The sequence below is a fragment of the Bradyrhizobium ingae genome (genome assembly GCF_055791185.1).
The window spans coordinates 43,793-68,164 of sequence record NZ_JBVUBB010000027.1; the positions used below are offsets into that span (position 1 = coordinate 43,793).

A 24,372-nucleotide genomic window follows, 5' to 3' on the forward strand; every position below is an offset into this window, starting at 1 on the left:
GTTCGAACTATTCTCCGCCTTCGTAGAACAGCTCTAGCGGCAGGCCGACCAGCGATTTGCCAATCCAGTCCCGAGCAATGATGTTGGACGGCCCCATTGCGATGGCAGCACGCGCGTCGCGGAAGGAACGCTCAATCGGCCCTCGGTGATAGCCGTAACCTCCGGTCACCGTCAGTGCAGCGGCGGCGACCTTGTTCGCGACCTCGGCGGCGTGCACCTTGAACTCGGTCAGCGGGATCAGGATTTCACTTTGCGGCTTGCCGGCGCGCCAGAGTTCGTCCAGCCTTGCTGCTAGTTCAAGGCGCCACGGCCGCAACGACTCGACGAGCACCTTGGCCGCACCGAGCTCCTGTCGGATTGCCTGATAGTCCGCAACTCTCTTGTTCCGATCCTTGTGTACGAAACTTGCGGTGTGCTTGACGGCCGCATTCAACACGCCCCTCGCCAGGCCTTCCCAGACAGCGCCGAGCCCGATCAGATAGACGGGCGAGACACCGTTGTAGATGATTTCTTTGCCCTGTCCTTCTGCGCCGAGCCGATCCCGTTGCGGTACCCGCACGCTGGTGTACTGGATGGGCCCCGAGTGATTGGCGCGCACGCCGAGGGCGTTCCAAGGCTTCGATTCGATCCCGGGAGACTTGCCGTCGACGATGAAAAAGACAATGTCGGCCTGATCCTTGGCGCCGGGAGTACGTGTCTGCACGACATAGAAGTCAGCCTGGCCGGAGCTCGTTGTGAATGATTTCTTGGCATCGAGCAGATAGTCGTCACCGTCGCGCGATGCCTCCGACAGATTATACCACCAGTGTCCCCCGGTCGCGCGTTCGCTGGTCGAATATGTACCTAGCAAAGCACCGTCCTTCGCCTTAAGCCAGCGCTCCTTCTGGTCGTCGCTGCCATATAGATTGATGGTCTGAGCCGCGCCGACATGCATGACGTAGATAAGACCAGTCGATGCATCAACCTGGCCAATACGATAGGCAGCTTCGGCAAAATCGACATGGCCTAGGCCAAGGCCGCCAAACCGGGTTTCGTTCAAGACGCCGGTCCAGCCCGCTTCCGCCAACGCCTCCAGATTCTCTTTGGGAAAGCGGCTTTCGAGATCGTTGCGATCGGCATTGACCCTTACGGTCGCATCGATGGCGGCATCCAGCCGGGAATAGAGGTCATGGTCGAAATTGTGTGCCAGCTTGGCTACGGCCATAGTTGGTCTCTCCTTTTTTCTGACGAGTTCAGGCAACGGCGTGCGTCAGCACTTTCTTTGTGGAGTCTGTTTGCGGTGAACCGCCGAGGTAAAGCGCCTTGATATCGTCGCGGTTGCGCAAGGCGACTGATGCGCCGGACAGGACGCTATGGCCGTTATCGAGAACGACCGCGTGGTCGGAAAAGCGTAGCGCGACCGTCGAATTTTGTTCAGCTACCAGGATCGAGAGGCCCTGCTCTCTGTTGAGCTGCTTTAGTGCTCGGACAATGCCCTCAACGACAAGCGGAGCAAGTCCCATCGATGGTTCATCGAGCACCAACAGCCGCGGCCGCGACATCAGTGCGCGGCCAATCGCAGCCATCTGCTGCTCCCCGCCCGAAATCAGCCCTGAGACAGACCTGCGATGATGCTTCAGTCGCGGGAAAAGCTCGTAGACGTCCTCCAGATCCGTGCGGATCGCGTGAGACTTGGCGTCTCGGCCAATGGCACCCGTAATAAGGTTCTCTTCGACGGTCAGCGATAGGAAGCAATGCCGACCTTCAAGCACCGGAACGATCCCGGATCGGACCAATTTGGCGGGCGCCGCAGATATGATGTCGCGGCCTTCAAAAGCGATTCGCCCGGCAGCTATCTGACCGCGCCGCGCGGGTAAGAGGCCCGAGATCGCCTGAAGCGTTGTCGATTTGCCCGCACCATTGGCGCCGAGGAGAGCGACGATCTCGCCGCGCCGAACCGCGAACGATACCTCGTTCACGGCACGGATGACGTGATTGTAGGTCGCCGCAAGCCCCTCGACTGAAAGCAGAATGTCACTCATGCCGGATCCATCCATTCCAAGGCGGTACCGTTCGTAAGCTGACGCTCCCGAAAGGTACCGCCTATCGCTTCACTACTGGCTCACCGGATCATCACCGGAGGTACGGATCTTGATGTCATGCTCCTTGGCATAGGCCGTCGACGACTTCTCGATGATCGGCCGGAGGAACGCCCAGTCGGGCGCGATCCAATCCGAGACGACCTTCCACTTGCTGCCGTCCCATTGCTGAAACGTGACACGGCCGTCACCCTCATGATTGTCCCAGGTAACGTTGATCGAATGGAATAGCCCCTTCGCGCCCAGTGCTTCCACCCGCGCCGGATCCAGCTGGAGGTGCTCAAAGCCCCAGCGAACCTCGTCGCCCGTTAGGGTGCGCTTGCCGAACTTGGCCTGCGCGATCCGGACAGCTTCGACATTGAGGATACCGTTTACAATCCCGAGATTGTGGTAGACGCTGCCGATCCGCTTCTTGTCGTCGAGATTGCCCTTGTTCGCGCCGTAGACGGTTTTGATCACCTCCTGCAGCACCGGATATTCGGCGCCGGACGCCTGGGTCGTAATCGCGATATAGCCCTTGGCCGCATCACCCGCGGGAATAACGTCTTCCTCGGAATTGGACCAAACATTGCCGATGATGTGGTCGGCTGGGAAGCCGACCTTCTGGGCGGTCTTCAAGGCCACTGGATTCATCATGCCCCAGCCGCGCAGGACCACATAATCCGGCTTTGCCCGTCGGATCGACAGCCACTGCGATTGCTGCTCGTTGCCGGGATGCGGGACCTCGATCTGCTCCAGGCCAAAACCGTACTTGTCCGCGAGCAGCTTATAGATCGGGATCGTCTCCTTGCCATAGGGCGAGCCATGATAGAGCACGACGATCTTCTTGCCGTTCAGCTTGTCCGGGCCGCCTTCTCTCGAGGCGATGTAGTTCACGATCCCGGAGGTCTCGCTGTAGGGATTGAGCAGCAGCGGAAAAACGTAAGGGAACACGCGGCCATCGGTCGAATCGGTGCGTCCATGATTGATCGTAATCAGCGGCACCTTGTCCTTGGTGATACGGTCGATCATGGCATAGGCGATGCCGACCGACAGCGGATTCCAGGCTGCGATCCCAGGTCGGCTCTTCAACCGCTCATAAACCTCTACGCCACGCTCGACCTCGTACTGGGTCTCGCCCTCATCCCAGGTCAGCTTCACGCCGTTGACGCCGCCATCGCGGATGTTGATTAGATTGAGATAGTCGATGAAGCCACCGAAGAACCCGGTGCCGCCGGCGGCATAGGGACCAACGCGATAGCTTTGCAGCGGGAAGAACTGCTCGTCGGCGTGCACCGCCAACGTACTGGCAAGGCCCACGGCGAGTGCCGCGCCCATTGTCACCTTCAAACGGCTGAACATGTTCATTACAAGCTCCTCTGGGTTAATCAGATCTCAAGTCGGGATCGTTGGGCGCCTGGCGGGCCGAACAGCGGACCAAGTGCGATCCCACAGGGCAATCAGCCCGCGCGGCTCTGCGATCAGAAAGGCAATGATGAGCGCGCCGATGACGATACGCTGGCTCATCTCCAGCACGCCGGAATCGAAGACGCCGCCAAGCAAGGCCGCACCGACGCGCGACAGCAGAAGCGGGAATACGACGATGAAGGCCGCGCCGATGAAGGAGCCGCGCAGCGAAGCAAGCCCGCCGATGATGATGATGAACAAGATCTGGAACGAGCGATCGAGATTGAAGCCGGCCGGCTCGACGGTGCGCAGGTACGCAAAAGCCCAGAGAACGCCGGCGACCCCGATGAGGAACGACGAGATGCCGAAGGCGAGCAGCTTGGTTCGCAGCAGCGGCACGCCGATCACCTTGGCCGCGATCTCGTGATCGCGCACCGCTATGAAGTTGCGGCCGGATTGGGAGCGCAGTAGTCGCAACGTCAGCAAGGTCAAGACGACCACGATCGTCAGCGAGAAGACATAACGTTGCGCGGCGGTGGTGAACGAGACGCCGGCGACGGTGAGAGCCGGCGCATCGATCACTCCGGATGGGTTGTCGTTGGAGAACCAGCCGAACTTGGTGAGCGCCCACTGGACGAAGAATTGCGCGGCCAGCGTCGATACTGCGAGATAGAACCCGCGCAGCCGCAGGCTCGGCAGCCCGAACACAATGCCGATGGCCGCAGCGATGCCGCCTGCCAGCACCAGATCGACCAGCAGCGGCAATCCAGGAGCGCGGAGATGGAGATTGTACGCGGCGTAGGCGCCGACCGCGAGGAACGCTGCCGAGCCGAGCGAGACCTGCCCGGCATAGCCGGTGAGGACGTTGAGTCCGACGGCGGCGAGCGCCAGCGCCAGGAACGGCGTGAGAACGGCATCGAGCAGATAGTCCGACCCGGCGAGCGGAACGACCCCGTAGGCGACTGCGATGGCAATGCCGATCCACAACGTCTCGGCGGAAGGCCCGTTCGATTTGGCGGGAGCAAGAATGGCCATTGTCTACACCCTCTCCACCAGCTTCTGTCCGAACAGGCCCGATGGCCGGATCAAGAGGAGCGCAAGTGCCACGACATAGGCCGCCCAAGCCTCGATGCCGCCGCCGAAAAACGGCCCGACATAGACCTCCGCCAATTTTTCGATCGCACCGACCAAGAGGCCGCCGACGATCGCACCAGTGATCGAATCGAAGCCACCCAGCACCAGGACCGGCAGCGCTTTCAAGACGACGAGCGACAGCGAGAACTGCACGCCGAGCCGCGCCCCCCACAACAGGCCACCGACCAGGGCGACGATGCCGGCTACGGTCCAGACCGCCGCCCAAACGCGCGGCAGCCGCAAGCCCACCGCAAGGGCGGCAAATTGGTCGTCAGCTACCGCGCGAAAAGCGAGCCCGGTGCGGGTATAACGAAAGAACAGAGCAAACAGTGCGACCAAGCTGCCTGCGACGCCGGCCGCGAACAGATCGAACTGGCTGATGAGCACGCCCGCCACCTCGAACGGCACGTCGCTGATCCCGATGTCGAGGCCATGCACCTGCGTGCCCCACAGAAGCTGTGCAGCACCCTCGATGACGTAGGAGAGCCCGAGCGTCGCCATGAACAACGTGATCGGCGGCTGGTTGACCAGTGGCCGAAGCACCGCGCGCTCGACGACGAGACCCAGCGCGATCATGATCGCTAGTGTTGCCGCCAGCGCCGCGGGAAACGACGCGCCGCGCTCAATCAGGCTGACGAAGGTCAGCGCCGCGAACAACAGCATCGCTCCTTGCGCGAAGTTCAGCACGCCGGAGGTCTTGTAGATCAATACAAACCCGATCGCGACCAGCGAGTACATGACCCCCGACAGCAGGCCGCCGATCAAGACCTCAATCAGAAACTGATAATCGAACATCAGATTGCGAGCTCCGTGCCATCTTCATGCGCGACGCCGAGATAGGCATCGATCACCGCCGGATCGGCGCGGACCTGCTCCGGCGTGCCGTCGGCGATTTTTCGTCCGTAGTCGAGCACGGCCACGCGATCGGACAGCCCCATCACGACGCCGATGTCATGCTCGATCAGGACGATGGTGGCGCCAAAGCTGTCGCGGGCGTTGCGTACATGCAGCGACAGCTCATGTTTCTCGGTCAGAGTCACGCCGGCGAATGGCTCGTCCAGCAGCAGGAGTTCTGGCCGGGCAACCAACGCCCGCGCCAGCTCGGCCCGCTTCTGCACGCCGTAAGGCAGCGTTCCGGCGATGCGGTCGCAAACGTCGTCAAGATGCAGAAAGCCGATGACCTCTTCCGCCGCCGCGCGGTTTTCCGCCTCGATCCGCCGCGCCAATGGCGAGCCGACGATCTGCCGCAGGAACCCCGCGCGCACGCGGTGTGCAAGCCCCATCAGCACATTGTCGAAGACGGAAAGCCCCTTGAACAGCGCAAGATTCTGAAACGTCCGTGCCAAGCCATAGGCGGCGAGCTTCGACGTCGGCACCTCACGGAACGAATGCTCGCCGAACCACACCTCGCCTTCATCGGGCCGGTAGAGTCCGCTGACGACGTTGAGTAGCGAGCTCTTGCCGGCCCCGTTCGGCCCAATGACCGCTAGGATTTCGCCCCGAGCGACCTGCAATTCAACCTCGCGCAGTGCTGCGACAGCGCCAAAGCTCAGCGAGATGTTCGTAAGTCCGAGGACCGGGCGTGGAAGCGTAACAGGCTCCGCCCGGCTCACAATCGTCTCGCCGCGCTCTTGCCTCAAGTGATGGACATGTTCTCCGGCAGAACCGTCCTCCAGACAAAGCGCAGCCGCTCCCCTCGCAATCCCCGCCACTTGGCCCCCTCCCCGACGGTTTCGCCTATTCGGCAGCTTGCGCCCGCACGGGCGCGCTCGCCTCGAGCTCCCGAACGAGCGGGATCACATGCTTGCCGAAATATTCGACCTCTTCCTGGAAATGGAGGAAGCCGAGCAGGATCAGATCGGCACCAGCGCCCTTGAGCTCGGTAATGCGTTCGGCGACCTGTTGCGGGGTTCCGATCAGGTTCGATCGGAAGCCATCATTGTATTGAACGAGGTCCTGGAAGGTGGATTTAGCCCAATTGCCCTCGCGCTCGGGGCTGGCATTGCCGGCATTCTGGACCTCATGGTGGAATCCGCGAACCGCATCGGGGATCGCCTTATCGATAATCTCCTGCAAGACCTCCTTGGCTTCGTCTTCTGTTTGCCGGACGACGCCGAAGGCATTGATTCCGATTTTGGTGCGCCAGCTTTTGCCGAAGGCCTTTTCCTTGGTCCTAATGTCCTCAACCTGGGCTTTCAGGCCGTCCGGCGTATTGCCATTGGTGAAATACCAGTCGGACACCCGGGCAGCCATGTCGCGGGCTGCTCGCGAAGAGCCACCCTGAAAGATCTCCGGCAACGGATCGAGCGGCTTTGGTTTGAGCGAATAGTCGTTGAACCGATAGAAGTCGCCCTTCAGGGTGAAGCTTTCCTCGGTCCAGATCCCACGTAGCGCGGTGATGAATTCCTCCGAGCGGCGGTAGCGCTCGTCATGGTCCAGCCAGGGCTCGCCGATCGCATGGAATTCGCCGCGGAACCAGCCCGAGACGATGTTGACCGCAACGCGCGCATTGGTGAGCTGGCTGATCGTCGCAATCTGCTTTGCCGCAAGCGCTGGGTTCCATGGTCCGGGAAGGAGAGCGGCGATAACCTTGAGCTTTTCGGTCGCGGCAAGGAGCGCGTGAGAGAAGCTGACGGACTCGTGTTGTTTGTCGGCACCATAACCTGCAGTGAATCGGATCTGGCTTAAGGCATAGTCGAAACCAGCCTTCTCGGCGATCTGAGCAAGCTTGCGATTGTAATCGATATCCCAGCTGGTGCGCTGCTCGATCGAAGAAATCACAAGGCCGCCGGATACGTTCGGCACCCAGTAAGCGAATTTGATCGGATTGTTGCTCACAGTCATCCTGCTTGTTCCTCAAGAATTAGGCTTGCGTGGATAGGAACGACGATCTGAGTTGGGCAGCGTTGTGCCATCACGCCCATCAAGACGGGCGCGGCTCACGTGTAGTCATGGTCGTCGTTTAGGCTATTGATTCAGAAGCGCTACAGCCGTCTCAGATACATTCCTGTGCGCGCGGATTTCAGCCGCTTCAACACAGGCACGCGCAACAGCATCGACCAGCTGTGGGCTTGGTCAAATCACTCAACTTGTCGACGATGTTGTTGCGCATCATGAGCGTCCCCGGCTGTCATCATTGCGTGACCATCGTCTCAAAGAAGCCTCGACTACGCGAGTCGAAGACGAACTATTTTTCCGACGTTGGAGATAATGCGATTTTGTAATTTTTCATCAGACGCGATTTTCATTGCGCGAATGAGAACTCTCACTGGCTGAATGCCGACGACCTTGTCGCAAAGCTCACGACGGCCAACCAAAGGTCTCTCTTGTTCGTCGAAAGGACTTTCGCCGAGTTTCTGACAGTCAGGGGCACTCTTGCTTATCGTCCCATAAGCTTTTCTAAAACCCTCGCCATGCCCCCTCTCGGGGCAATGCACGCGCCGCTAGGATCACTGGTCCTCGCGATTTCGTCTGCATGGTAGAGCGGCCTTTTGACTGCCTGCCGAGGTCCGTATGCAGCACATCAAGACCAGCTGTCGCAAGCAAAACAGACATCTGGGCGCTCGACGAGGGGTGAGATGCCTTCGTACCGCCGTGGCTGGATGCTAACTCATGCCATGCCCCATGATGACAGGCAGACGCCTCGCGGCGTCGCGCCTTGAGATGTCCATCGTTCACGGAACATTAGCGACCGTCCATAGGACACAATCATGAAGGATAGCGGACGAACCATGTCCGCCGCCGACGGCGAGCGGATCGTGCAACTTTGGATCGCGGTGGCGTCTATGCTCGTCTGCGCTCCCGCCGACATCGGCGCTCTCATCCGCGAGCGGGGCAAGCGCCTCAAGCTTGATCAGTCAGCCCTGGCCAAACGCATCGGTGGTGATCGCAGCCGAGCACGATCACGCCGTGCAGAGGTGCGACTGGTGCTCCGAGCCCTCGGCGCCTCGGGCTTTGGCCTGGATGCAAGGGACGAACCAATCAGTCCTAGCGCGTTCAAATCCCGCGTCGACATCAACGCTATCGCGACAAGAGCCAGAACCAGAAAGAGCGCTCTTGTTTGATCCGTTCGGTGGGCTAGCTTGCTAGTAGCTTGCTCGCGTTAACAGCCTAGCAAAACCCATACAAGTTAGGGGGAAATCGCCGCCGCATCGCCGCACTCATTAGACGGAGGGATTCCAAAATGGGCTTTGTCCATGAATCTATTGGCGTACTAAAAATCTCGATTTGGGTAATAAATGGCCCAATAGGGCCCATGAGGTCCATTAATGGCTCAGTGATGATGAAGAAAACGAGACCCTATTCCCGCTACGCAAAGGAGGCGGCTGTCCTTTTAGGTCAGCTCATTCGTAAGGCGCGCATCGACCGGAAGATGACGACCGAAGAACTCGCCGACCGCGCGGGCCTTTCTCGCGGACTCCTGCGGCGAATTGAGAGCGGAGATCTCGGCTGCACGCTGGGTGCCGTCTTCGAAGCCGCCGCTATCGTTGGCGTGCCGCTGTTTGCTGCCGATGAACGCGCTCTGACCAGCGCTCTCGCATCGAATACAGCCGTAATGACGCTGATGCCGAAAGCCGTCCACACACCGCGCGCGAAACCCGATGACAACTTCTGACAAGAAGCCGACTGAAACCTATGTGTGGGTCTGGCTGCCCGGCGAGACGGCGCCGGTCGTAGCCGGCCGCTTGTTCGCTTCGGGCAATCAGTTCCTCTTCAACTACGGCCAAAGCTATCTCGCGCGCAACAACGCGATTGCACTCTACGATCCGGAATTGCCTTTGCCGCAGCTTCGGTCAGCCTCGATCGCGCCGCAGGCAGAGATGTGCTTCTGATCGAGCGCTTTGATCGGAAAAAGGCCAATGGCGGATGGGAGCGCCGTGCCATGGTGTCAGCCCTGACCTTGCTTGGGCTCGATGAACTGATGGCGCGCTACGCAAGCTATGAAGATCTTGCCATCATTATCCGCCACCGGTTCACCTCGCCCAAGGAGACGCTACGCGAGTTGTACGGCCGGATGGTGTTCAACATCCTGTGCGGCAACACGGACGATCATGCCCGCAACCACGCGGCGTTCTGGAATGGAAAGGATCTTACGCTGACGCCTGTCTACGACATCTGTCCACAAACCAGGACGGTAGGAGAAACAACACAGGCGATGCTTATTGTAGGCAATCACCGCACGAGCCAGATTTCCGTTTGCCTTGAAGCGGCTCCGTTGTTTCTGCTCAACACGAATGATGCCGTCGACCTGATCGCTCGCCAGATCATGACAATCAAGACATCCTGGAATGAGGTATGCGACGCCGCATCGCTGACGGAGGTCGACCGCAATTTCCTCTGGGGACGCCAATTCCTTAATGCGTTCGCGTTCGTCGATGCTCCTGCTGTTCTCGCCGAACTTTCCAACTGAAGCCTGTCTTCATCGCCGAGGGGCGACAGCATCCCACGCGCGCGCCGGAGCCCACAGTTGCGGCACGGCCGCGTCGAGACATTTGCCGAGCATATCTGACCGACGAGGCCGGCGGGCCGGCTCGCTAGCAATCAAGCCGTTGAAAAAAATACAGAACGGCATTTCCAGGGCTCTTTCTGCGCAGTTGGCACGACTCTTGAGTTTCTCTCTTTGCGCAGCGGCAGGAGGGGCTGAGCAGCATCTTTGACTGATTTTCTCATTTGAAAGGAGGCAACAATGAGGACGGCGCTTGTGCTGAGGCACGGGAAGCAGGGCCCCGAGGTCCTAGAACTGGGCCGGCGCCTGGCTGATTAACGCCGCGAGCCGGCGAATACGGAGCCAAGAGAGTCGGCTCGGCGCGCCTCGTGCAAGTGCTGCTCAAAGTCCTCTGACCCGGACCGCCCCACTTCCTGCTGTTGCAACGTGGCATCGTCGGTCTGCCAATGACCTGGATCGAATCGATTGGAATAGTTTAGGTCCACACCAACCCTCCGTGTCCGAAGTCAAATCAGATCAGGTTGCCTACCCCGTCTGGCTGTCGAGAAGCTGACGAGCCCCGCCCTCCAACGCAGAAAGGCACACCTTGAGTGCAGGCGACCCTGCTTGAGTGCAGGCGGCCGCGCCGCTCGTGGACCCGACCCTCGAACCGGCTTGGCCCGATGCGAATCTCGCTCCAGCCGCTTCCGGCTACAATCTGAGCACCGCGCTAAACCAGTCCGCTGCTAGCGTGTCTCGCTCGTCCCGATGGTTATGGAGCGTGTGCTCGCCGTCTGGCCAGGACTTGAGGCGCGATCGGGGATCGGTGTTGCCTTCGAGAAACACACTCTGAGATCCCGGTTTGACCAGCGCATCGGCGCCGCCCTCCAGCACCAGCGTCGCGCAGGCGATAGAAACGCGGCCGTCGAAGACAAGCGCGGAAACGCGCTCGGCAAGCAAATCCGGATCGTGGCAGCCGAACATCGCGACGAGCTGCGCTTGCGCCGTTCGGAACGGCGGCACCTCCGTGCGCGCCGGAGCACCATTAATGCAGCAGGCGCGCACGCGGGTGTCGCGGATGGCGGTGTGTGCCGCGAACAACCCGCCATAGCTGTTGCCCCACAGCCCAATCCTCTGACCAGGCGAGCGCATCAGAGCAAGATCGACGAAGCGGCTCAAACCGCTTGCAACGTCCTCATCGGCGAGGATGCCTCCCTCAAGCCTGCTCTCGCCCTGCCCGGGACCATCTACCAGGAAACACGCGATCCCTCGCGCGCACAGCGCTTCCGCCATCGAGCGATAGGCCGTGGACCAGCCACTCATGCCCCCTAACACGATCACGCTCGCAGGGGTCCGCTCCTCGATCGGTTGAAAGTGCCATCCGAACAGCGTCCCTTGCCGGTATGGCACTTCCACCTTCATCGCCGGGTAATTCGACAGCGCAGCAAAGCGCGCGAAGCACTGGGTCATCCGGCGATAGAGCTCCCGCTTACGGTCGCCATCCGCATTGAAGGCCATTTGAGCAAAGATCAGGCTCACAGCAGCGGCGTGCCAGCTTTCGCGGGCAAGCGCTGCGTCATCGGCCACCTCGGCAAGGCGCTCCTCCTCGTGCGCGATCTCTTCAAGCACGAGGTCCCAGGGCCTCCCCTCGTGCACCCGCCGATGTGCGAGCTGTGCCTTATCGCGCGGCATGCCATAGTCGACCATGCGCGTGACCGACATCGCGCGGCACAGGGCCTCGATTTCTTTGGCCTGTTCTTCGGATATGGCCATGTTCACGCTGCCAAGGCCGTCGCGTGCCACGACAGCTTCTGCTGGAGATTTTCTACAAGGTCGGCGACGTCCTTCAGCCCGGCGGCAAAGCCAAACAGATTGGTGTCCGGACGGGTGACCATCGCGGGAGCGTTCTTTCCAGCGAGACAAGACGAATAGGTTCCATCGATATCGAGCATACGTTCAACGCCGGCGCCGGCATCCTCGGCGAGCGTGAATGCGCGACAGCCGAGACTCCTAAGAAAGCCCATCCGCGATGGGCCAAGAATAGCCGCTGGATTGCGTTCAGCAATGAGTGCGAAACTGTAGCCGACCAGGTCGTCGAGCCCTGCAATGCGATCGCCGATCCTGACACGCCCCTGCGGCGGTACCGAGCCCACGGCCTTGCCCCAGGGGCCGCGACGGTCGTCCTGGATGATGCCGGCGGAAAGGGACGGAAACTGCGGAAGCGGCGGGAACAGATTGAACCGGAAAGCAAGATCACGGAAGAACGCGACCGTGCGGCTATGTGTATTGGCGATTTTCCCCAACATCACCGCCGTGCGCATGATGTGGGCGACATGTGGACGGCGCTCGGGCTCGTAGCTCTCAAGGACTTCCGGTGAAGCGACGTTCCGGAGCACGAGATCAAGCTTCCAGGCGAAATTCGCGGCGTCCCTGATACCAGAGCAAGCGCCCTGCCCGAGATAGGGCGGCATGGTATGCGCGGCGTCGCCTCCCAGGAACACCGGCCCGCTGCGCCAGCTCTGCGCCATACGGCATTCGAAAGTGTAGACGATCTGCCTGATGATCCGAAGGTCGTCCGGGCCGACATCGTGATATTGCTTCAAGATTCTCCACGCGCTCTCTGCCCGCTCCATCTCGTCAGTGTCCTCGTCCGGCAGCAGCTCAAATTCGAACCGCTGCCGATTTGCGCCGATCGGCAGGAACATGTGGCCTCGCGCCGGCTCGCAATACTGCTTGGTTTGTTCGAAGGTTGCGGGAAGCGGCCGCTTGCGCTCGCCGTCGATATTGAGCCAGCGCTCGTTGAAGCCGGAGTCGTCGCGCTCAATCCCGAGCGCGGCCCTCACGAAGCTCCTGGCACCATCGGCCGCAAAGACGTAGCGCGCGTGCGCGGTTTCCGCGGCGTCGCCCGCCCTTAGTGCGAGTTCGACCTTGCCGGCTGAAATCTTCAAGCCGGTGAGCTCCACCCCCTGGCGCACGGTTACATTCGGCAAGCTGCGCACCCTGCGGTCGATCGCCGCCTCGATATCAGGCTGATGAATCGAAATATGCGCCGGAAATCCCATCGGCTGGCTAGGAATATCGACGACATCGACCAGCCGCTTTCCTTTCGCGTTATAGAAAATGTAGGACTCGATCGGCGATGAGTCCCTGAGCGCCTCCTCGATGTCGCACACGAAGCTGAGCAGCCTCGCGGTCTCTCCATCGATGTGCGTCAATCGCGGAAGACCATAGAGAGAGGGCCATCGCTCGACGACCAGGACGCGGTGGCCGAGCTGCCCCAGGAGCGATGCCGCCGTCAGGCCTGTCAGCCCATATCCGATGACGGCCACATCGAAGTCGGTCTGAGCCATGAACGTCCTCCGGTTTTTTTTGCAGCTTGTGATACTGAGAGGCATTGGTACAATCGATTGTCTTTATGAGCCATATCTATAGCGTGGATGCCTCATCATGCGCTTCAAAGGTCTCGACCTGAACCTCCTCGTCGCGTTCGACGCGCTGATGACCGAGCGCAGCCTAACTGCGGCGGCGCGCAGCATCCGTTTGAGCCAGCCGGCCATGAGCGCGGCGGTTGCAAGATTGCGTGCCTATTTCCGCGACGACCTCTTCACGATGCGCGGCCGCGAACTGGTTCCGACGCCGCTTGCCGGAGCTCTGGCTGCGCCGACCCGCGAAGCGCTGCTGCACATCCGACTTTCCATGACCGAGCGTGACACGTTCGACCCAGCGAAATCGGACCGTCGCTTCCGGGTCATTCTGTCTGATTTCATAGCATTGGTGTTCTTCCGGACGGTGATCGCGCGTGTTGCGCGCGAGGCCCCCAACATTACGTTCGAGCTTGTTCCGTTTGACGACCAACCGGACGAGCCACTTCATCGCGGCGAGGTCGATTTCCTGATCTTTCCGGAAATGTACATGTCAAACGCGCACCCCAAGGCAAAGCTGTTTGACGAGACGCTGGTGTGCGTGGGCTGTCACACGAACAAGCAGCTTTCACGCAAGCTCACGTTCGATCGGTACATGTCGATGGGTCACGTTGCGGCGCAGTTCGGACGAACGGGCAAGCCCTCGATCGAGGCATGGCTCTTGCTCGAGCATGGTCACAAGCGGCGTGTCGAGGTTGCAGTGCCGAGCTTCAGCTTGATCCCGCCCCTGCTGTTGGGCACCGAGCGCATCGCGACGATGCATTCACGGCTGGCGCGACATTTCGCAACGACGATGCGGCTACGGATCGTTGACCTTCCAATCCCGCGACCGGCCTTTACGGAAGCCGTGCAATGGCCGGCTCTTCACAACGATGATCAGGCAAGCATCTGGATGAGGGAGATCATGTTACAGGAGGCGTCCCGCATGGCGCAAGACCACAAGACGTCGCATAGCTGATTGGAGAGCCGAGCGTTTCGCCTCAATCTATCGAAAGAGCCATCTGAATAAAATGTTCGCTTTCTACGACCGACCTTGATTTGTCACGTCCAGCAACCTGAACGACGTTCGCAATCGGCTTGAGGCGAAAATCGCAGCTCAAATGGAAATTGCGATCATCGGACGCGTGTGAAAAAGGCCCCATACCAAGCCAGCAATCCAAATTTCCGTGGCATGATTCTATTGGACAATTTCCAATGCAAGAAAGCAGGCGCACCGGCATTTCGAGGCATAGCACGCTCGTAAATCGCATTTTTTCAGGAATGCTTAGCTGCGTGCGGGCTCCTGCAGTCGTGATGTCCGCCCACTGCCGGCAAAAGCCGGACCTCGCTGGTCCGCGCTCGGCAAACACCGGTTCTGGGATGAGGGACCGCTGAAATATTCCCGGTAAAAAACATCTCATTTCCTGGAAAAGATCCCGATCGGGAAGATTCGCTCATTCCGCGACGGGGGACGCGGGAGCTGTCCGGAACCTATCGCCTCTTCGTCGGTCGCTCGCGCCGGTTGTTCCGGTCCACCGTGCGTCGGGGCGATCATCATCGTCAGCACCAGCAACAGTAGCAGTCGTAGCCGGTTCGGCGCGGCGATGATCGCCGCGAACATGCCGACCATCATTAGCGGGACCGCGTCCGGCGAATCTTCTCGCCTCTCGAGCGCCGCAGAGGCTCTTGTCGATGCCTTTAATTGTGGCCAGCAACCAGGCCGCAAAAGTGGCAACCGCTGCATGCATCCATAAAAGGAGGGGCGGTGCGTACCGGTCGGATCAGGGCCGGCGGTAGTCATTTGATTTGGCCGGACGCGCGCGACCAGCAGCTCTCCGACGCACGCCCTGATCAGAGCGCTTCAATTCGAAGCCCCTACTGCGTCCTCTCGCCCGCGACGGGCGATGAGCGAGTAGGCGACCGGCACCACAAACAGGGTGAAGAGCGTTCCGATCGACAGGCCCGTGGCGATCGCAAGGCCCATGTTGTAGCGGGACACCGCGCCGGCGCCGCTCGCTGTGACCAGCGGCAGCACGCCAAGCACCATGGCCGCCGTCGTCATGAGAATGGGCCGCAGCCTGATTGTCGCCGCCTCGATGATGGCCTCCGTGCGGCTTCTCCCTTCGGCGCGCAACTCATTCGCCACCTCCACCATCAAGATCCCATGTTTGCTGACGAGACCCATCAGGGTGACGAGGCCGACCTGAGTGTAGATGTTGATACTGGCGCCGCCGATGCCGACGCTGATGAAGATCAGCGCACCGGCGAGCGACATCGGTACCGATATCAAAATAATGACCGGATCCAGGAAGCTACTGAACAGCGCGGAAAGCGAAAGGTTGATGATGATCAACGCGAACAGGAACATGGTGACGAAGCCGCCCGATTCCTGCTCGAGCTGGCGGCGCCTGCGAAATCGGTCGAGTAGCCCGCCGGAAGGGATTTTGCCAGGGTCTTCAAGGTCGCGAGCGCATCGCCCATCGCGACGCCCGGCATCGCCACCCCGGATATGGTCGCGGCTGAGCGCCGATCGTGCTTCCCGCTTGTCCATCTTGGGGCGTGGCCATGCTCGAGACGCCGCGACTCACCATGTGTGCGACAAGCCTCCTCGTTGCGTAGCAAACTGCCGGCTAGATGTGTTCGGATAAGTCCGATCGACCTTCTAATTGGTGCGAACTAGGCCGTGTACCTATAAACGCCGCGTGACGTGACTGGTGACTACGTCGCTTTGCCTAGCGACCAAGTTAGTGCGGCAGCGAAATATGTCGCGATGGGTCAAAAGCGGTAAGTTCGAAACAAATAGCCGCCCGGAATGCGGCCTCGTTTATGGCGAACCGGCTGCGACTAGCTTGCGCCGCGCCTCGACGAGGTCAATGAGCCTGGACCTGTTTTTCTTGTACGCCTTGTCGAGTTCACGAGCGTGGCCGAGCAGTTTGCGCCTTCCAGGCAGAAGCCCGCATCTTCTGGTTGGAGAAGTAGAGCATCAGCGAATGCGAGCGGCCGATCGGTATCACGCCGTACATCAGTGTCGTAGTCGTCATGCTATAGGCATAGAGCATGTCCGACAGCGGCATCAGTCGGAATCTAAACCAGCCCCTTTGCAACACGTGCGTGTCAGTAATCCGCACGTGGCCGCGAAGCTTCAAGGCAGGTCTGGCTGTCGCAATGTCGGGCTCCAGCCGCGCGCTGAGGTTTTCCAACGCATTGGCAGACTGCCCGCAGACCGCACGCAAATCGGGATGCAATGATGGCGCCTTCAATCGCGGTAGTGCTCGCCCGCCGATCAAGAGGGCGAGCGCCAATGGGACCGCAATCACGATCAGCACGGCCGCGACGGCGGCGGAGGTGTATTTCTCCGTGTCGAGCATGACAGGGAGGAACACCGCGCCGGCATCGCCACTCCGCTTGGCGAGGCGACCGATCCGGTCGATTGTCTCCATGTCGGCGGCAACTAGGCCGCCGCTCAGCGCTCTCGCGTCGAGAACGCGTTCCGGAGCCGCCTTGATCAGGAGCAAGCGATCCCCGAGCTGAGCAAGAGAGAAGATCGCGTGGTCATATTTGCCCCCGGCGTAGACGCCAGTCGAAACGACTTTGTCGGCCTGCAGCGCGACCCAGTTGCGCGACAGTTGCGGAAGACTCTTCACCGCGCGCACCTGGTCTTGCGACATCGCAACGACGCCTCTGGCGTAGTTGCCGAGAAACTGTCCGTTTTCCAGCGCGGCGAAGGCCGCAAACGCGAACAGCAGAAGGCATGCGCCGAGCTGACGCAAGCTCGTGTAGCGTACCTGGCGCTCGACCCATGTCATGCTCATACCTCTGCTTCGGGTCGCACCCGCCTAAAGTTCGGGCGCTTTGTCTGCCCGGTCCTTCGCAAGCACCCTGGGAATGTCGCGCGAATGCAATTTCCGATCGTTCAGCTGCGACGTAAGCGACAAATCCGTCCACTGCCGCAGCGACGATGAATCTTAAACGGATGGTCTTACTTCAGGACTGCTGCCGGAGACTGCAGCGCAGGGGATTAAAGCGACTTTAACGACGGGGACCTGGCTTGGCGTCGGTCACGTTTCGATTGCTTAAACTCATAAAATTTGCGCTTTGGTCTTCCCCGCTTGTGCACCACGGCCCTGCAAGTGGACTGCTTCGGGTCATTTTCGACAGTTCCGGCGGAGATTGTCGGCTGGCTGATGTCCGCTTCGACCCCGTAAGCGTACGACTGGGGCCTGCCCCGAAGCGTTGCGTTGGCTGGACCCCTGTGATTCAAACTCCCAAACTGGGGGCTCCGATCATGCGCTACGAACTCGCCGACTATGAATGGACTGCCATAAGGCCGATGCTGCCGAACAAGCCGCGTGGCGTTCCTCGGGTAAACGACCGTCGTGTCCTCAATGGTATCTTCTGGGTCTTGCGCTCCGGAGCACCTTGGCGTGATCTTCCCGAGAGATTTGGTCCGCACACTACGTGCTACAACCGCTTCGTCCGTTGGCGGCGGGCTGGTGTCTGGGGCCGTATCATAGATGCGCTTGCGACTGCCTATGATGCCGCTGTCCAGATGATCGACACCTCGATTGTCCGTGTGCATCAGCAGGGGGCCTGTATCAGAAGGAACCAGCACCAGTCGATGGGAAGATCACGCGGTGGCTTGACGAGCAAAATCCATGCGGTAGTCGATGGCAATGGTCTGCCGGTCCGACTGGCGCTGAGCCCGGGTGAGGTCCATGACGTTCGACTCGCCGGAAAATTGCTGTCTCGTCTGAAATCCGGCTCAATGCTGCTTGCCGACCGTGGCTATGACGCGGACTGGATCAGGGAGCTTGTGATGAAGAAGGGCGCGTGGGCCAATATCCCGCCGAAAAGCAACCGCAGCGATCCGATCTGCTTCAGCCCGTATCTCTACCGCGCTCGCAATCGGGTCGAACGGTTCTTCAACAAGATCAAACAATGTCGTCGAATAGCGACGCGCTACGACAGGCTCGCCGCCAACTACCTTGCCTTCATTCAGCTTGCGTCAATCAGGCTCTGGCTGCGCCTTAATGAGTCCGCAGCCTAGCCCTGATGTGATGGAAGAGGCGCACAACATTGAACAAAGGCAAGGCGTAAGACATTCCAAGATCAAGACCCGACCATGAGCAGCGCGCCTTCGACGTCGAAAACAATCAGCTTCATTCGGCGTCTTTTTTGCTAAACGGCGGCTACTGTTTTTGGTGGATCTCTGCAGGTCAGCCAAGCGACCGCCGCATTTCGGCGGCGAGATCCGCCTAGAGCGCCCTTCAATCGGAACCACTGGTGCTCGACGATCTCCGTTCCTCGAAGGTCGCGTCGACGATCTGATAGAACGCCATCGGGCTGTTGGCGAGTTCCCACACAGCCAAAATCACTTGGTAGCCGGTGCGCCTTGGCAGCTCGCACATGTGCACAGTGGGCGCCGTTGGCATCAGGTTGGCATTCGGATCCCAAAACGGCTGGCCGCCATTCTGGATTGTGCAAAATGGCTTCACTTCGAACTGCGCGCGCGTAAGCGGCGAGGACGGATTCCAGTCCGCCCGCGTGATGAAGTAGTTCCAACGCCGTGTCAGGTGAGGCGCATCATATTCCCACTTGAACTTCTGCTTCGCGCCAGAGTGCAAGCGAATCTTCTCCCAGCGCGTCGGCGTCTGCTCATCTAGCAAGGGCACATCGCCGCGCACGCTGCTGCCGGCAATGTGCCCGTCCGCTGGCGGCGCCGCGTTCTGCACATCGGTCGGTGCGATCGGGTCTAGCAGACCCCCCTTGGTGGCGGGAAAGAATTTGCCGCCCTCCATCGCGTTTGCCCTCCACAAATCGATTGGACAGTCCATATTCCTGTGCTCGGCACAGAGCACGACGCGTGAGGCAGGTTCAGTAAGGCGGCCTTGCGCGTGCGCGCTAGCAGCGGCGAACAATGATGCCGCGCCGCCGAAGAGTGCACTGGACCAGCGCTGAAATACATACTTCATGGTTTGCCTCGTAACTGTCGGATGGGCATTTGAAGAAAGTCCGCCAAGCCGAGGTAGATGTCCGCCGTCAGGCAGCCCAGCCCCTGCGGGACAGAGGAGTGCTCGGTGGCGCTCACCATCCCGGCTACGCCATCGGCACGCACATCGCGATTGCGGGGCCTCTGGTGAAGTCCACCCAACTCTCTGGGACCCCAAGATTTTCGAGTGACGACGCGCAGGCTGGGCAATTTTGCTATACCGCGGTGGCGGGGTGATTATTTTAAGTCACTTCGCTTAAGACATCTCTCCATCCGCTCTTGTTCTGCCTCCATCAGGAGGCAGCCTGCGCGTGAAGCGCGCCATGGATGTAGCAAGTCACAAGCAGCTGGCGCTGCGACACCCAAGACGCGCCACCAACCCATCCAGGCCTTCAGGAAGCCAGGCTTGTCGAACTGCGAGAACCCAAGGCCTCATCTCGCCAACATTTGCCAGACACGCTAGGGACCAAAGCCACCTGTTGAGAGCGACGGCGGCCCTCTTCGACGAACTCGGCGACGCTGCAATCAACGGGACCAGATCAATGATGCAGCGTCTGTGACATCGATCGGATCCAATTGAGTAGTTGAATTTGAGCTCGCAAGACGGGTGTCTCGCGCTGTCACAGTAGTCCTGCAATTGACGTGCCGCTTTGCCCTCCTCGAAGCGCGGCGAAACCATATGCTTCGAACCAAGCCGAACGTACGAGTGTTGCGCTACTGCCAACGTGTCGCGAACCCGACATCGGGCAGGGAAACACGACACCTGCTCACGCGCGACGGCTGGCTCAGTTCCTGCATGGTTGCGGGCGATCATATCGTGGGTGCCCTGAAGACTTATTGTTCGGTAGCGGCGCCAAAAGAAGCGGAAGTCTCACGTGATGCGCAAGTTGTCTATTGCTACCCTCCTAGTGCTCGTCTCATCCCAAGCGATTGCGAATGACGAGTTGATGAGGGCGGCCAGACAGATCTTCAAACCGATCCCCTCGGCTATCCCCGCAGTCAAGGACAATCCTGTCACTGTCGAGAAGGCTGAACTCGGCAAGATGCTATTTTTCGACCCTCGCCTCTCGGCGAGCGGGATCATCAGCTGCAACACGTGCCATAATCTTGGCACTGGCGGGGTCGACGCCGGCCCGACCTCGGTCGGTCACGGTTGGCAGAAGGGGGCGCGTCGAGCGCCAACCGTCTACAATTCGGTATTCAATGCCGCGCAATTCTGGGACGGACGCGCGCCGGATCTCAAGGCACAAGCCAAGGGACCCGTTCAGGCGAGCGTCGAAATGAATGCGACCCCGGACCGCGTGACGAGCACGCTGAACTCGATGGAAGGTTATGTCGGTAAGTTTAAGCAAGCCTTCCCGAATGATACACCGCCGGTCACTTTCGACAATTTCGCCAAAGCGATCGAGGCTTTTGAAGCTACCCTTACGACACCGGCGGCTCCGTTCGACCAGTACCTGAATGGCGACGTGAACGCTCTGGATGACCAGCAAAAGGCGGGATTGAAGCTGTTCATGAACAAAGGTTGCGCCTCCTGTCATAACGGACTGAATATTGGCGGCCAGGATTATTTCCCGTTTGGTGTAATCGAAAAGCCCGATATCAAACTGCTTCCTACAGCCGATAAGGGACGGTTCGCAGTCACCAATGCCCCCGGCGACGAATACGTGTTCCGCGTCGCCCCCTTGCGCAACGTTGCCTTGCGAGCTCCCTACTTCCATTCGGGTCAAGTTTGGACTCTCAAGGAAGCCGTAGAAATCATGAGCGAAGTACAGCTCGGCGCCAAGCTCAGCGAGAAGGAGAACAACGATATTGTTGCTTTTCTTAATTCACTGAGCGGGCGCCTCCCCAAGATCGAATATCCGATACTGCCAATGCGCACAAAGGAGACGCCGCCACCATCCTTAGCCAGATAGTATCATTCTTCTCCAAACGGGATCACGCACATTGTCAAATGGACTATGCGTCAGGTCGATCCTTTTTTCAGTCTACTTGCAACGCCGCTGCTGCGTTCGGCAGCGGCGTCGCAAGCCCGAAGCATCGCGACCGTCTCTATCCCGGCCGGCAGAAGCACGGGATCATGGCGAAGAACATGCAGCATCGCGCGGTCGATCGGGAGCCGTCACGGAGGTCAGATGACAACGGTCATTAGAAATCTGCTCGCTCGAAAGCAGAAGCTGATTGAGCAACTCGATTCGACTACAGATGTTAAGCAGCGCGAGAAGATCGAGCAACAACTTGGGCAAGTAAACACGGCGCTCGACCTTCTCGATCGGCCTAAGCAGCCGAGCGACTGAGAACGCGCGACCGACGCCCGGTGCGATCTTGAGGGGGAACTTCTTGGCTTTCCAGCAAGCTTGGCAAGCTTTAACTCTGGATCATGTCCGCCGTGCCTCAGCGTCGTAATCAATTCTCCTAACGGGCCATGGCTGTTCGCCCCCCGCTGACATTCGCGTTCAGCCAACGTCGACTGCAGATACAGGTTCCAGAATTAACCTGCGGCGGCGACATCAAGCTTAATGCAAGGGTTTGCTTGCCATAGTACTACAGGGCGTTCGGCTCCGCACACCGGACATTGCCCCGTCCGGGTCCACCCAAGGCGAAGTCGTCGCGCCAATATATACTCGGCGAGGCGCTTCGTTTGATTAGAAAGCGTCATCGTAGCGTAAGCCGCTGTCCGCCGCTTTCTACCGCCTCTAGATCACCTGCTCGCGCGTCGCTGGCTTAGCCCGCATGAGCGTGGAGGCCATGAACAGAGGTAGCCAACACCCGTTGCTCGCCTGTACTGAACGGGCGGCCCCGCGCGTCACTCGGGCGCGATCGTCGCAAGTCCAGCTTCGATGACTGCGATTTCTTGGCTTACTTGCGCGACGGCTCGACTTGGATCGATGCCGGTGACGCTCGTTAGTTGCCTCAGCAGCTCCCGCCGATGCGCAAGAAGACCCTCCAGCGCGCCACGATCCTTTAGTCTGACATAGCCGTTGACGATCAACTCAACTGAATGCGACATCTATCTCTCAAATAGAAAATTGGCCTGAATTGGCCAATATAATTGCCCACGCAGCTGAATGCAGCATCCCAAGAGCAAAAACCTTGATCGGTAAGACTAACGAGCAAAGCTCCTTGTCGCCGTACATTCACCGCGCCCATCCTGGCGGTGGTCGCGAAGGTGCCGATGTCTCGCGTAACCTGCGTCTTCGCGGCAAGGGGCCGCCGCCTCCAGAAGCGGCGGCCCCGCCCAACGGAAGCGAAAAATGCCAGAGCGTGTGCCGGATCATGGGAAACACGCCACCGTATCATTCGCGGCTGTTCCAAAGGCACTAGCATACCGCCTCAATGGATGGACGTACCATCGTGCGGGCATGTAGGTTCTGACTCGAAATGAAGCGGCGAGCTGCCGTGGACGCGAATAAGATCTAGTTGCAACACTCGCCTATCGAACGGTCACAACGTAGGTGCCGAGCCACCGTACGCAACGAGCTAAGATGAGCACCGTGACGGACGCTCATTTGAATGCATCGTTGAGGATCGCCGCAATCCTGGCGCCGGCGAGTGCGATCCGCTGATTGGCGATCCTGTGGGCCCTTGACTGATAAGCCCGTGTGAGTTTGTACGGGCCGTCGCCGCCCCGAATCGGCGGCGCGTACACTGAACTCTTGGCGATCTCGAAGCTCTCCTGGATCCAGTCGTTCTCATCCGTCGAACCGCTATCCACTGTCCGAAGATCCGCCGCGGCGTCGATGGCATCCTGCGGTGGCGCGCTGGTCGGTCCTAACAACCCATCCCAGAACGCATGGAGTTCCCTCGCGCTTCCACATTTTGTGCAACTGATCTTGACGTCGTTTCCTCCGGCGTCGCCATCCTGCTCGGCGTGCGTAAAGCGGGAGGTCGCGTGCAGCGGCTGGTGCAGGTCACCGATGAGATGCAGCAGCCAGGAAAGATCGTACGAGCGCACGTCGTCCGATGCCGTCTTATCCGCAAGCGTTTTCTTGAAAACAGCGACCTCAGTCTGCGCGTTAGGCGATTGCGGCTGCTGCAATGGGGTGCCATCCGTCGAGAACGGTTCGTCAATGAAGTGCCAATATTTGTGACGGAAGTGATCGGCATAGCCGATGTTCTGCGACGCTTCGGGGGTCTGCGGCGCAACATCGCCGTTTCTGTCGCCATCGTTGTGGTAGTCGCTGAGCGATTTGATCTGGTCCGGCCACGTCGCCGCCTTGACGAACGCGACCTGGTCGCGCTGGCTCGCCGGCACGCCCTGGATCCAGCCATCGTATTGAGGATTGAGCTTGAGAAGGCGCGTGGCTTCCTGCTTGGCGGCAGGCGTCAGCTGGCTCCAGGCCAGCGCAGCTGCCTCCATATGTCCGAAATTATTCCAGGCGTTGGCGGACGATCCAACGAGCACTGCACAGCCCAGCGCGATCAAGAAACGAATCTTCATGGAAAATCCTCACTGATGGAAAATTGAAAAAGCTCGCTTAAGTTGTTAATACACCTTTATACGCATCTCGTGTCATCGAAAAGAAGGAAAGATGGTGCTTGCCACGCAGACGTCGCTTGGGCTGCAAGCGAGCTCAAAACAAGCTCGGACCGAATAGCCGTCGAGGTCTTGCCTCCCGCGCGCTCACTCAAGCTCCCAACCAGTTCAACTCTGCACTCACCACCAGTCGGGCGCGGTCTCCACGACTCCTCCGAGCTTAAGCCAAAGGAGGTCTTTTGGACGTAGAGGGCTCGCCAGGACGCGCCACCGTATTGATCCATGACATTGTGGCGACCCCGACCTCAAGCCAACATGAAGCGGCAGTCAGCAAGGCCCCGAGTCCGACAGGAACGAGATCTTGCGTATCGCGCCTAAAGAAGGCTCGCGGTACAAGGTAAGGGAAGGCGATATCTGTGAGGTGACGGCGTCGATAGCAATCGTAGTCGCAATATCCTCGCCCCGTTCGCATATCTCGCACG

Annotated in this window: 21 protein-coding genes and 2 pseudogenes; 8 read left to right on the plus strand and 15 right to left on the minus strand. The window is 59.7% G+C overall.

Features of this window, described 5'->3' with window-relative positions:
- Nucleotides 1-7: 7 nt before the first annotated feature.
- The 7 genes from ACV1FX_RS29685 to sfnG form a co-directional block, all read right to left on the minus strand.
- Nucleotides 8-1,204 (minus strand): acyl-CoA dehydrogenase family protein, encoded by a 1,197-nt coding sequence (locus tag ACV1FX_RS29685; protein WP_473121160.1) that lies wholly within the window; start codon nucleotides 1,202-1,204, stop codon nucleotides 8-10.
- Nucleotides 1,205-1,232: 28 nt separating this feature from the next.
- Complete coding sequence (locus tag ACV1FX_RS29690; protein WP_473121108.1) at nucleotides 1,233-2,021, minus strand: ABC transporter ATP-binding protein; 789 nt, start codon at nucleotides 2,019-2,021, stop codon at nucleotides 1,233-1,235.
- 72 nt (nucleotides 2,022-2,093) lie between these two features.
- On the minus strand, nucleotides 2,094-3,425 hold the full coding sequence (locus ACV1FX_RS29695) for an ABC transporter substrate-binding protein (protein WP_473121109.1): 1,332 nt from the start codon (nucleotides 3,423-3,425) through the stop codon (nucleotides 2,094-2,096).
- Nucleotides 3,426-3,452: 27 nt separating this feature from the next.
- Complete coding sequence (locus tag ACV1FX_RS29700) at nucleotides 3,453-4,499, minus strand: branched-chain amino acid ABC transporter permease (RefSeq protein WP_473121110.1); 1,047 nt, start codon at nucleotides 4,497-4,499, stop codon at nucleotides 3,453-3,455.
- A gap of 3 nt (nucleotides 4,500-4,502) precedes the next feature.
- A complete protein-coding gene (locus ACV1FX_RS29705; RefSeq protein WP_473121111.1) occupies nucleotides 4,503-5,393 on the minus strand; it encodes a branched-chain amino acid ABC transporter permease in 891 nt (296 codons plus the stop codon).
- Nucleotides 5,393-6,214 carry an ABC transporter ATP-binding protein gene (locus tag ACV1FX_RS29710; protein WP_473121161.1) on the minus strand — a complete coding sequence of 274 codons (822 nt, stop codon included), beginning with the start codon at nucleotides 6,212-6,214 and terminating at the stop codon, nucleotides 5,393-5,395. Before ACV1FX_RS29710 ends, ACV1FX_RS29705 begins: the two co-directional genes overlap by 1 nt.
- Nucleotides 6,215-6,335: 121 nt before the next feature.
- Nucleotides 6,336-7,442 carry a dimethylsulfone monooxygenase SfnG gene (sfnG, locus tag ACV1FX_RS29715; protein WP_473121112.1) on the minus strand — a complete coding sequence of 369 codons (1,107 nt, stop codon included), beginning with the start codon at nucleotides 7,440-7,442 and terminating at the stop codon, nucleotides 6,336-6,338.
- Between the two features lie 866 nt (nucleotides 7,443-8,308).
- On the opposite strand from sfnG, the gene ACV1FX_RS29720 reads away from it, so the two are divergent.
- The 4 genes and pseudogenes from ACV1FX_RS29720 to ACV1FX_RS29735 all read left to right on the plus strand — a co-directional run.
- Nucleotides 8,309-8,662, plus strand: a complete 354-nt coding sequence (locus ACV1FX_RS29720; protein ID WP_473121113.1) for a helix-turn-helix domain-containing protein — start codon at nucleotides 8,309-8,311, stop codon at nucleotides 8,660-8,662.
- A 215-nt stretch (nucleotides 8,663-8,877) separates the two neighbouring features.
- Nucleotides 8,878-9,213 (plus strand): helix-turn-helix transcriptional regulator, encoded by a 336-nt coding sequence (locus ACV1FX_RS29725; protein ID WP_473121114.1) that lies wholly within the window; start codon nucleotides 8,878-8,880, stop codon nucleotides 9,211-9,213.
- The gene (locus tag ACV1FX_RS29730) at nucleotides 9,200-9,430 is read left to right on the plus strand and encodes a hypothetical protein (RefSeq protein WP_473121164.1); all 231 of its coding nucleotides are present in this window, start codon (nucleotides 9,200-9,202) and stop codon (nucleotides 9,428-9,430) included. Before ACV1FX_RS29725 ends, ACV1FX_RS29730 begins: the two co-directional genes overlap by 14 nt.
- Nucleotides 9,358-10,008 (plus strand): annotated as a pseudogene (locus tag ACV1FX_RS29735) (type II toxin-antitoxin system HipA family toxin); the annotation flags it as partial. The gene ACV1FX_RS29730 and the pseudogene ACV1FX_RS29735, both read left to right, overlap by 73 nt.
- A 726-nt stretch (nucleotides 10,009-10,734) precedes the next feature.
- Here the strand turns inward: ACV1FX_RS29735 and ACV1FX_RS29740 are convergent.
- Nucleotides 10,735-11,826, minus strand: a complete 1,092-nt coding sequence (locus tag ACV1FX_RS29740) for an alpha/beta hydrolase (RefSeq protein ID WP_473121115.1) — start codon at nucleotides 11,824-11,826, stop codon at nucleotides 10,735-10,737.
- Nucleotides 11,799-13,373 carry a bifunctional 3-(3-hydroxy-phenyl)propionate/3-hydroxycinnamic acid hydroxylase MhpA gene (mhpA, locus tag ACV1FX_RS29745; protein WP_473121116.1) on the minus strand — a complete coding sequence of 525 codons (1,575 nt, stop codon included), beginning with the start codon at nucleotides 13,371-13,373 and terminating at the stop codon, nucleotides 11,799-11,801. Before mhpA ends, ACV1FX_RS29740 begins: the two co-directional genes overlap by 28 nt.
- Nucleotides 13,374-13,470: 97 nt before the next feature.
- Here mhpA and ACV1FX_RS29750 point away from each other — a divergent pair, with 97 nt between their 5' ends.
- Complete coding sequence (locus ACV1FX_RS29750; RefSeq protein WP_473121117.1) at nucleotides 13,471-14,403, plus strand: LysR family transcriptional regulator; 933 nt, start codon at nucleotides 13,471-13,473, stop codon at nucleotides 14,401-14,403.
- 438 nt (nucleotides 14,404-14,841) lie between these two features.
- Here ACV1FX_RS29750 and ACV1FX_RS29755 read toward each other — a convergent pair whose 3' ends face one another.
- The 3 genes and pseudogenes from ACV1FX_RS29755 to ACV1FX_RS29765 form a co-directional block, all read right to left on the minus strand.
- Nucleotides 14,842-15,045 (minus strand): hypothetical protein, encoded by a 204-nt coding sequence (locus ACV1FX_RS29755; RefSeq protein ID WP_473121118.1) that lies wholly within the window; start codon nucleotides 15,043-15,045, stop codon nucleotides 14,842-14,844.
- A 240-nt stretch (nucleotides 15,046-15,285) separates the two neighbouring features.
- Nucleotides 15,286-15,947 (minus strand): annotated as a pseudogene (locus ACV1FX_RS29760) (efflux RND transporter permease subunit); the annotation flags it as partial.
- A gap of 389 nt (nucleotides 15,948-16,336) precedes the next feature.
- Nucleotides 16,337-17,236, minus strand: coding sequence for a hypothetical protein (locus tag ACV1FX_RS29765; protein WP_473121119.1), 900 nt, complete (start codon nucleotides 17,234-17,236; stop codon nucleotides 16,337-16,339).
- Between the two features lie 473 nt (nucleotides 17,237-17,709).
- Here ACV1FX_RS29765 and ACV1FX_RS29770 point away from each other — a divergent pair, with 473 nt between their 5' ends.
- Nucleotides 17,710-18,471 carry an IS5 family transposase gene (locus ACV1FX_RS29770; protein WP_473121120.1) on the plus strand — a complete coding sequence of 254 codons (762 nt, stop codon included), beginning with the start codon at nucleotides 17,710-17,712 and terminating at the stop codon, nucleotides 18,469-18,471.
- Between the two features lie 220 nt (nucleotides 18,472-18,691).
- On the opposite strand, the gene ACV1FX_RS29775 is transcribed toward ACV1FX_RS29770, so the two are convergent.
- A complete protein-coding gene (locus tag ACV1FX_RS29775; RefSeq protein ID WP_473121121.1) occupies nucleotides 18,692-19,396 on the minus strand; it encodes a lytic polysaccharide monooxygenase in 705 nt (234 codons plus the stop codon).
- A gap of 895 nt (nucleotides 19,397-20,291) precedes the next feature.
- Here ACV1FX_RS29775 and ACV1FX_RS29780 point away from each other — a divergent pair.
- Entirely contained in the window at nucleotides 20,292-21,329 is a 1,038-nt protein-coding gene (locus tag ACV1FX_RS29780; protein ID WP_473121162.1) for a cytochrome-c peroxidase, read from the plus strand.
- 219 nt (nucleotides 21,330-21,548) lie between these two features.
- Nucleotides 21,549-21,710, plus strand: a complete 162-nt coding sequence (locus tag ACV1FX_RS29785; RefSeq protein ID WP_473121122.1) for a hypothetical protein — start codon at nucleotides 21,549-21,551, stop codon at nucleotides 21,708-21,710.
- 509 nt (nucleotides 21,711-22,219) lie between these two features.
- On the opposite strand, the gene ACV1FX_RS29790 is transcribed toward ACV1FX_RS29785, so the two are convergent.
- Together ACV1FX_RS29790 and ACV1FX_RS29795 are read right to left on the minus strand one after the other, a co-directional pair.
- Nucleotides 22,220-22,423: a hypothetical protein gene (locus tag ACV1FX_RS29790; protein ID WP_254103373.1), complete on the minus strand. Its 204-nt coding sequence runs from the start codon at nucleotides 22,421-22,423 to the stop codon at nucleotides 22,220-22,222.
- Between the two features lie 495 nt (nucleotides 22,424-22,918).
- A complete protein-coding gene (locus ACV1FX_RS29795) occupies nucleotides 22,919-23,854 on the minus strand; it encodes a S1/P1 nuclease (protein ID WP_473121123.1) in 936 nt (311 codons plus the stop codon).
- Between the last annotated feature and the right edge of the window lie 518 nt (nucleotides 23,855-24,372).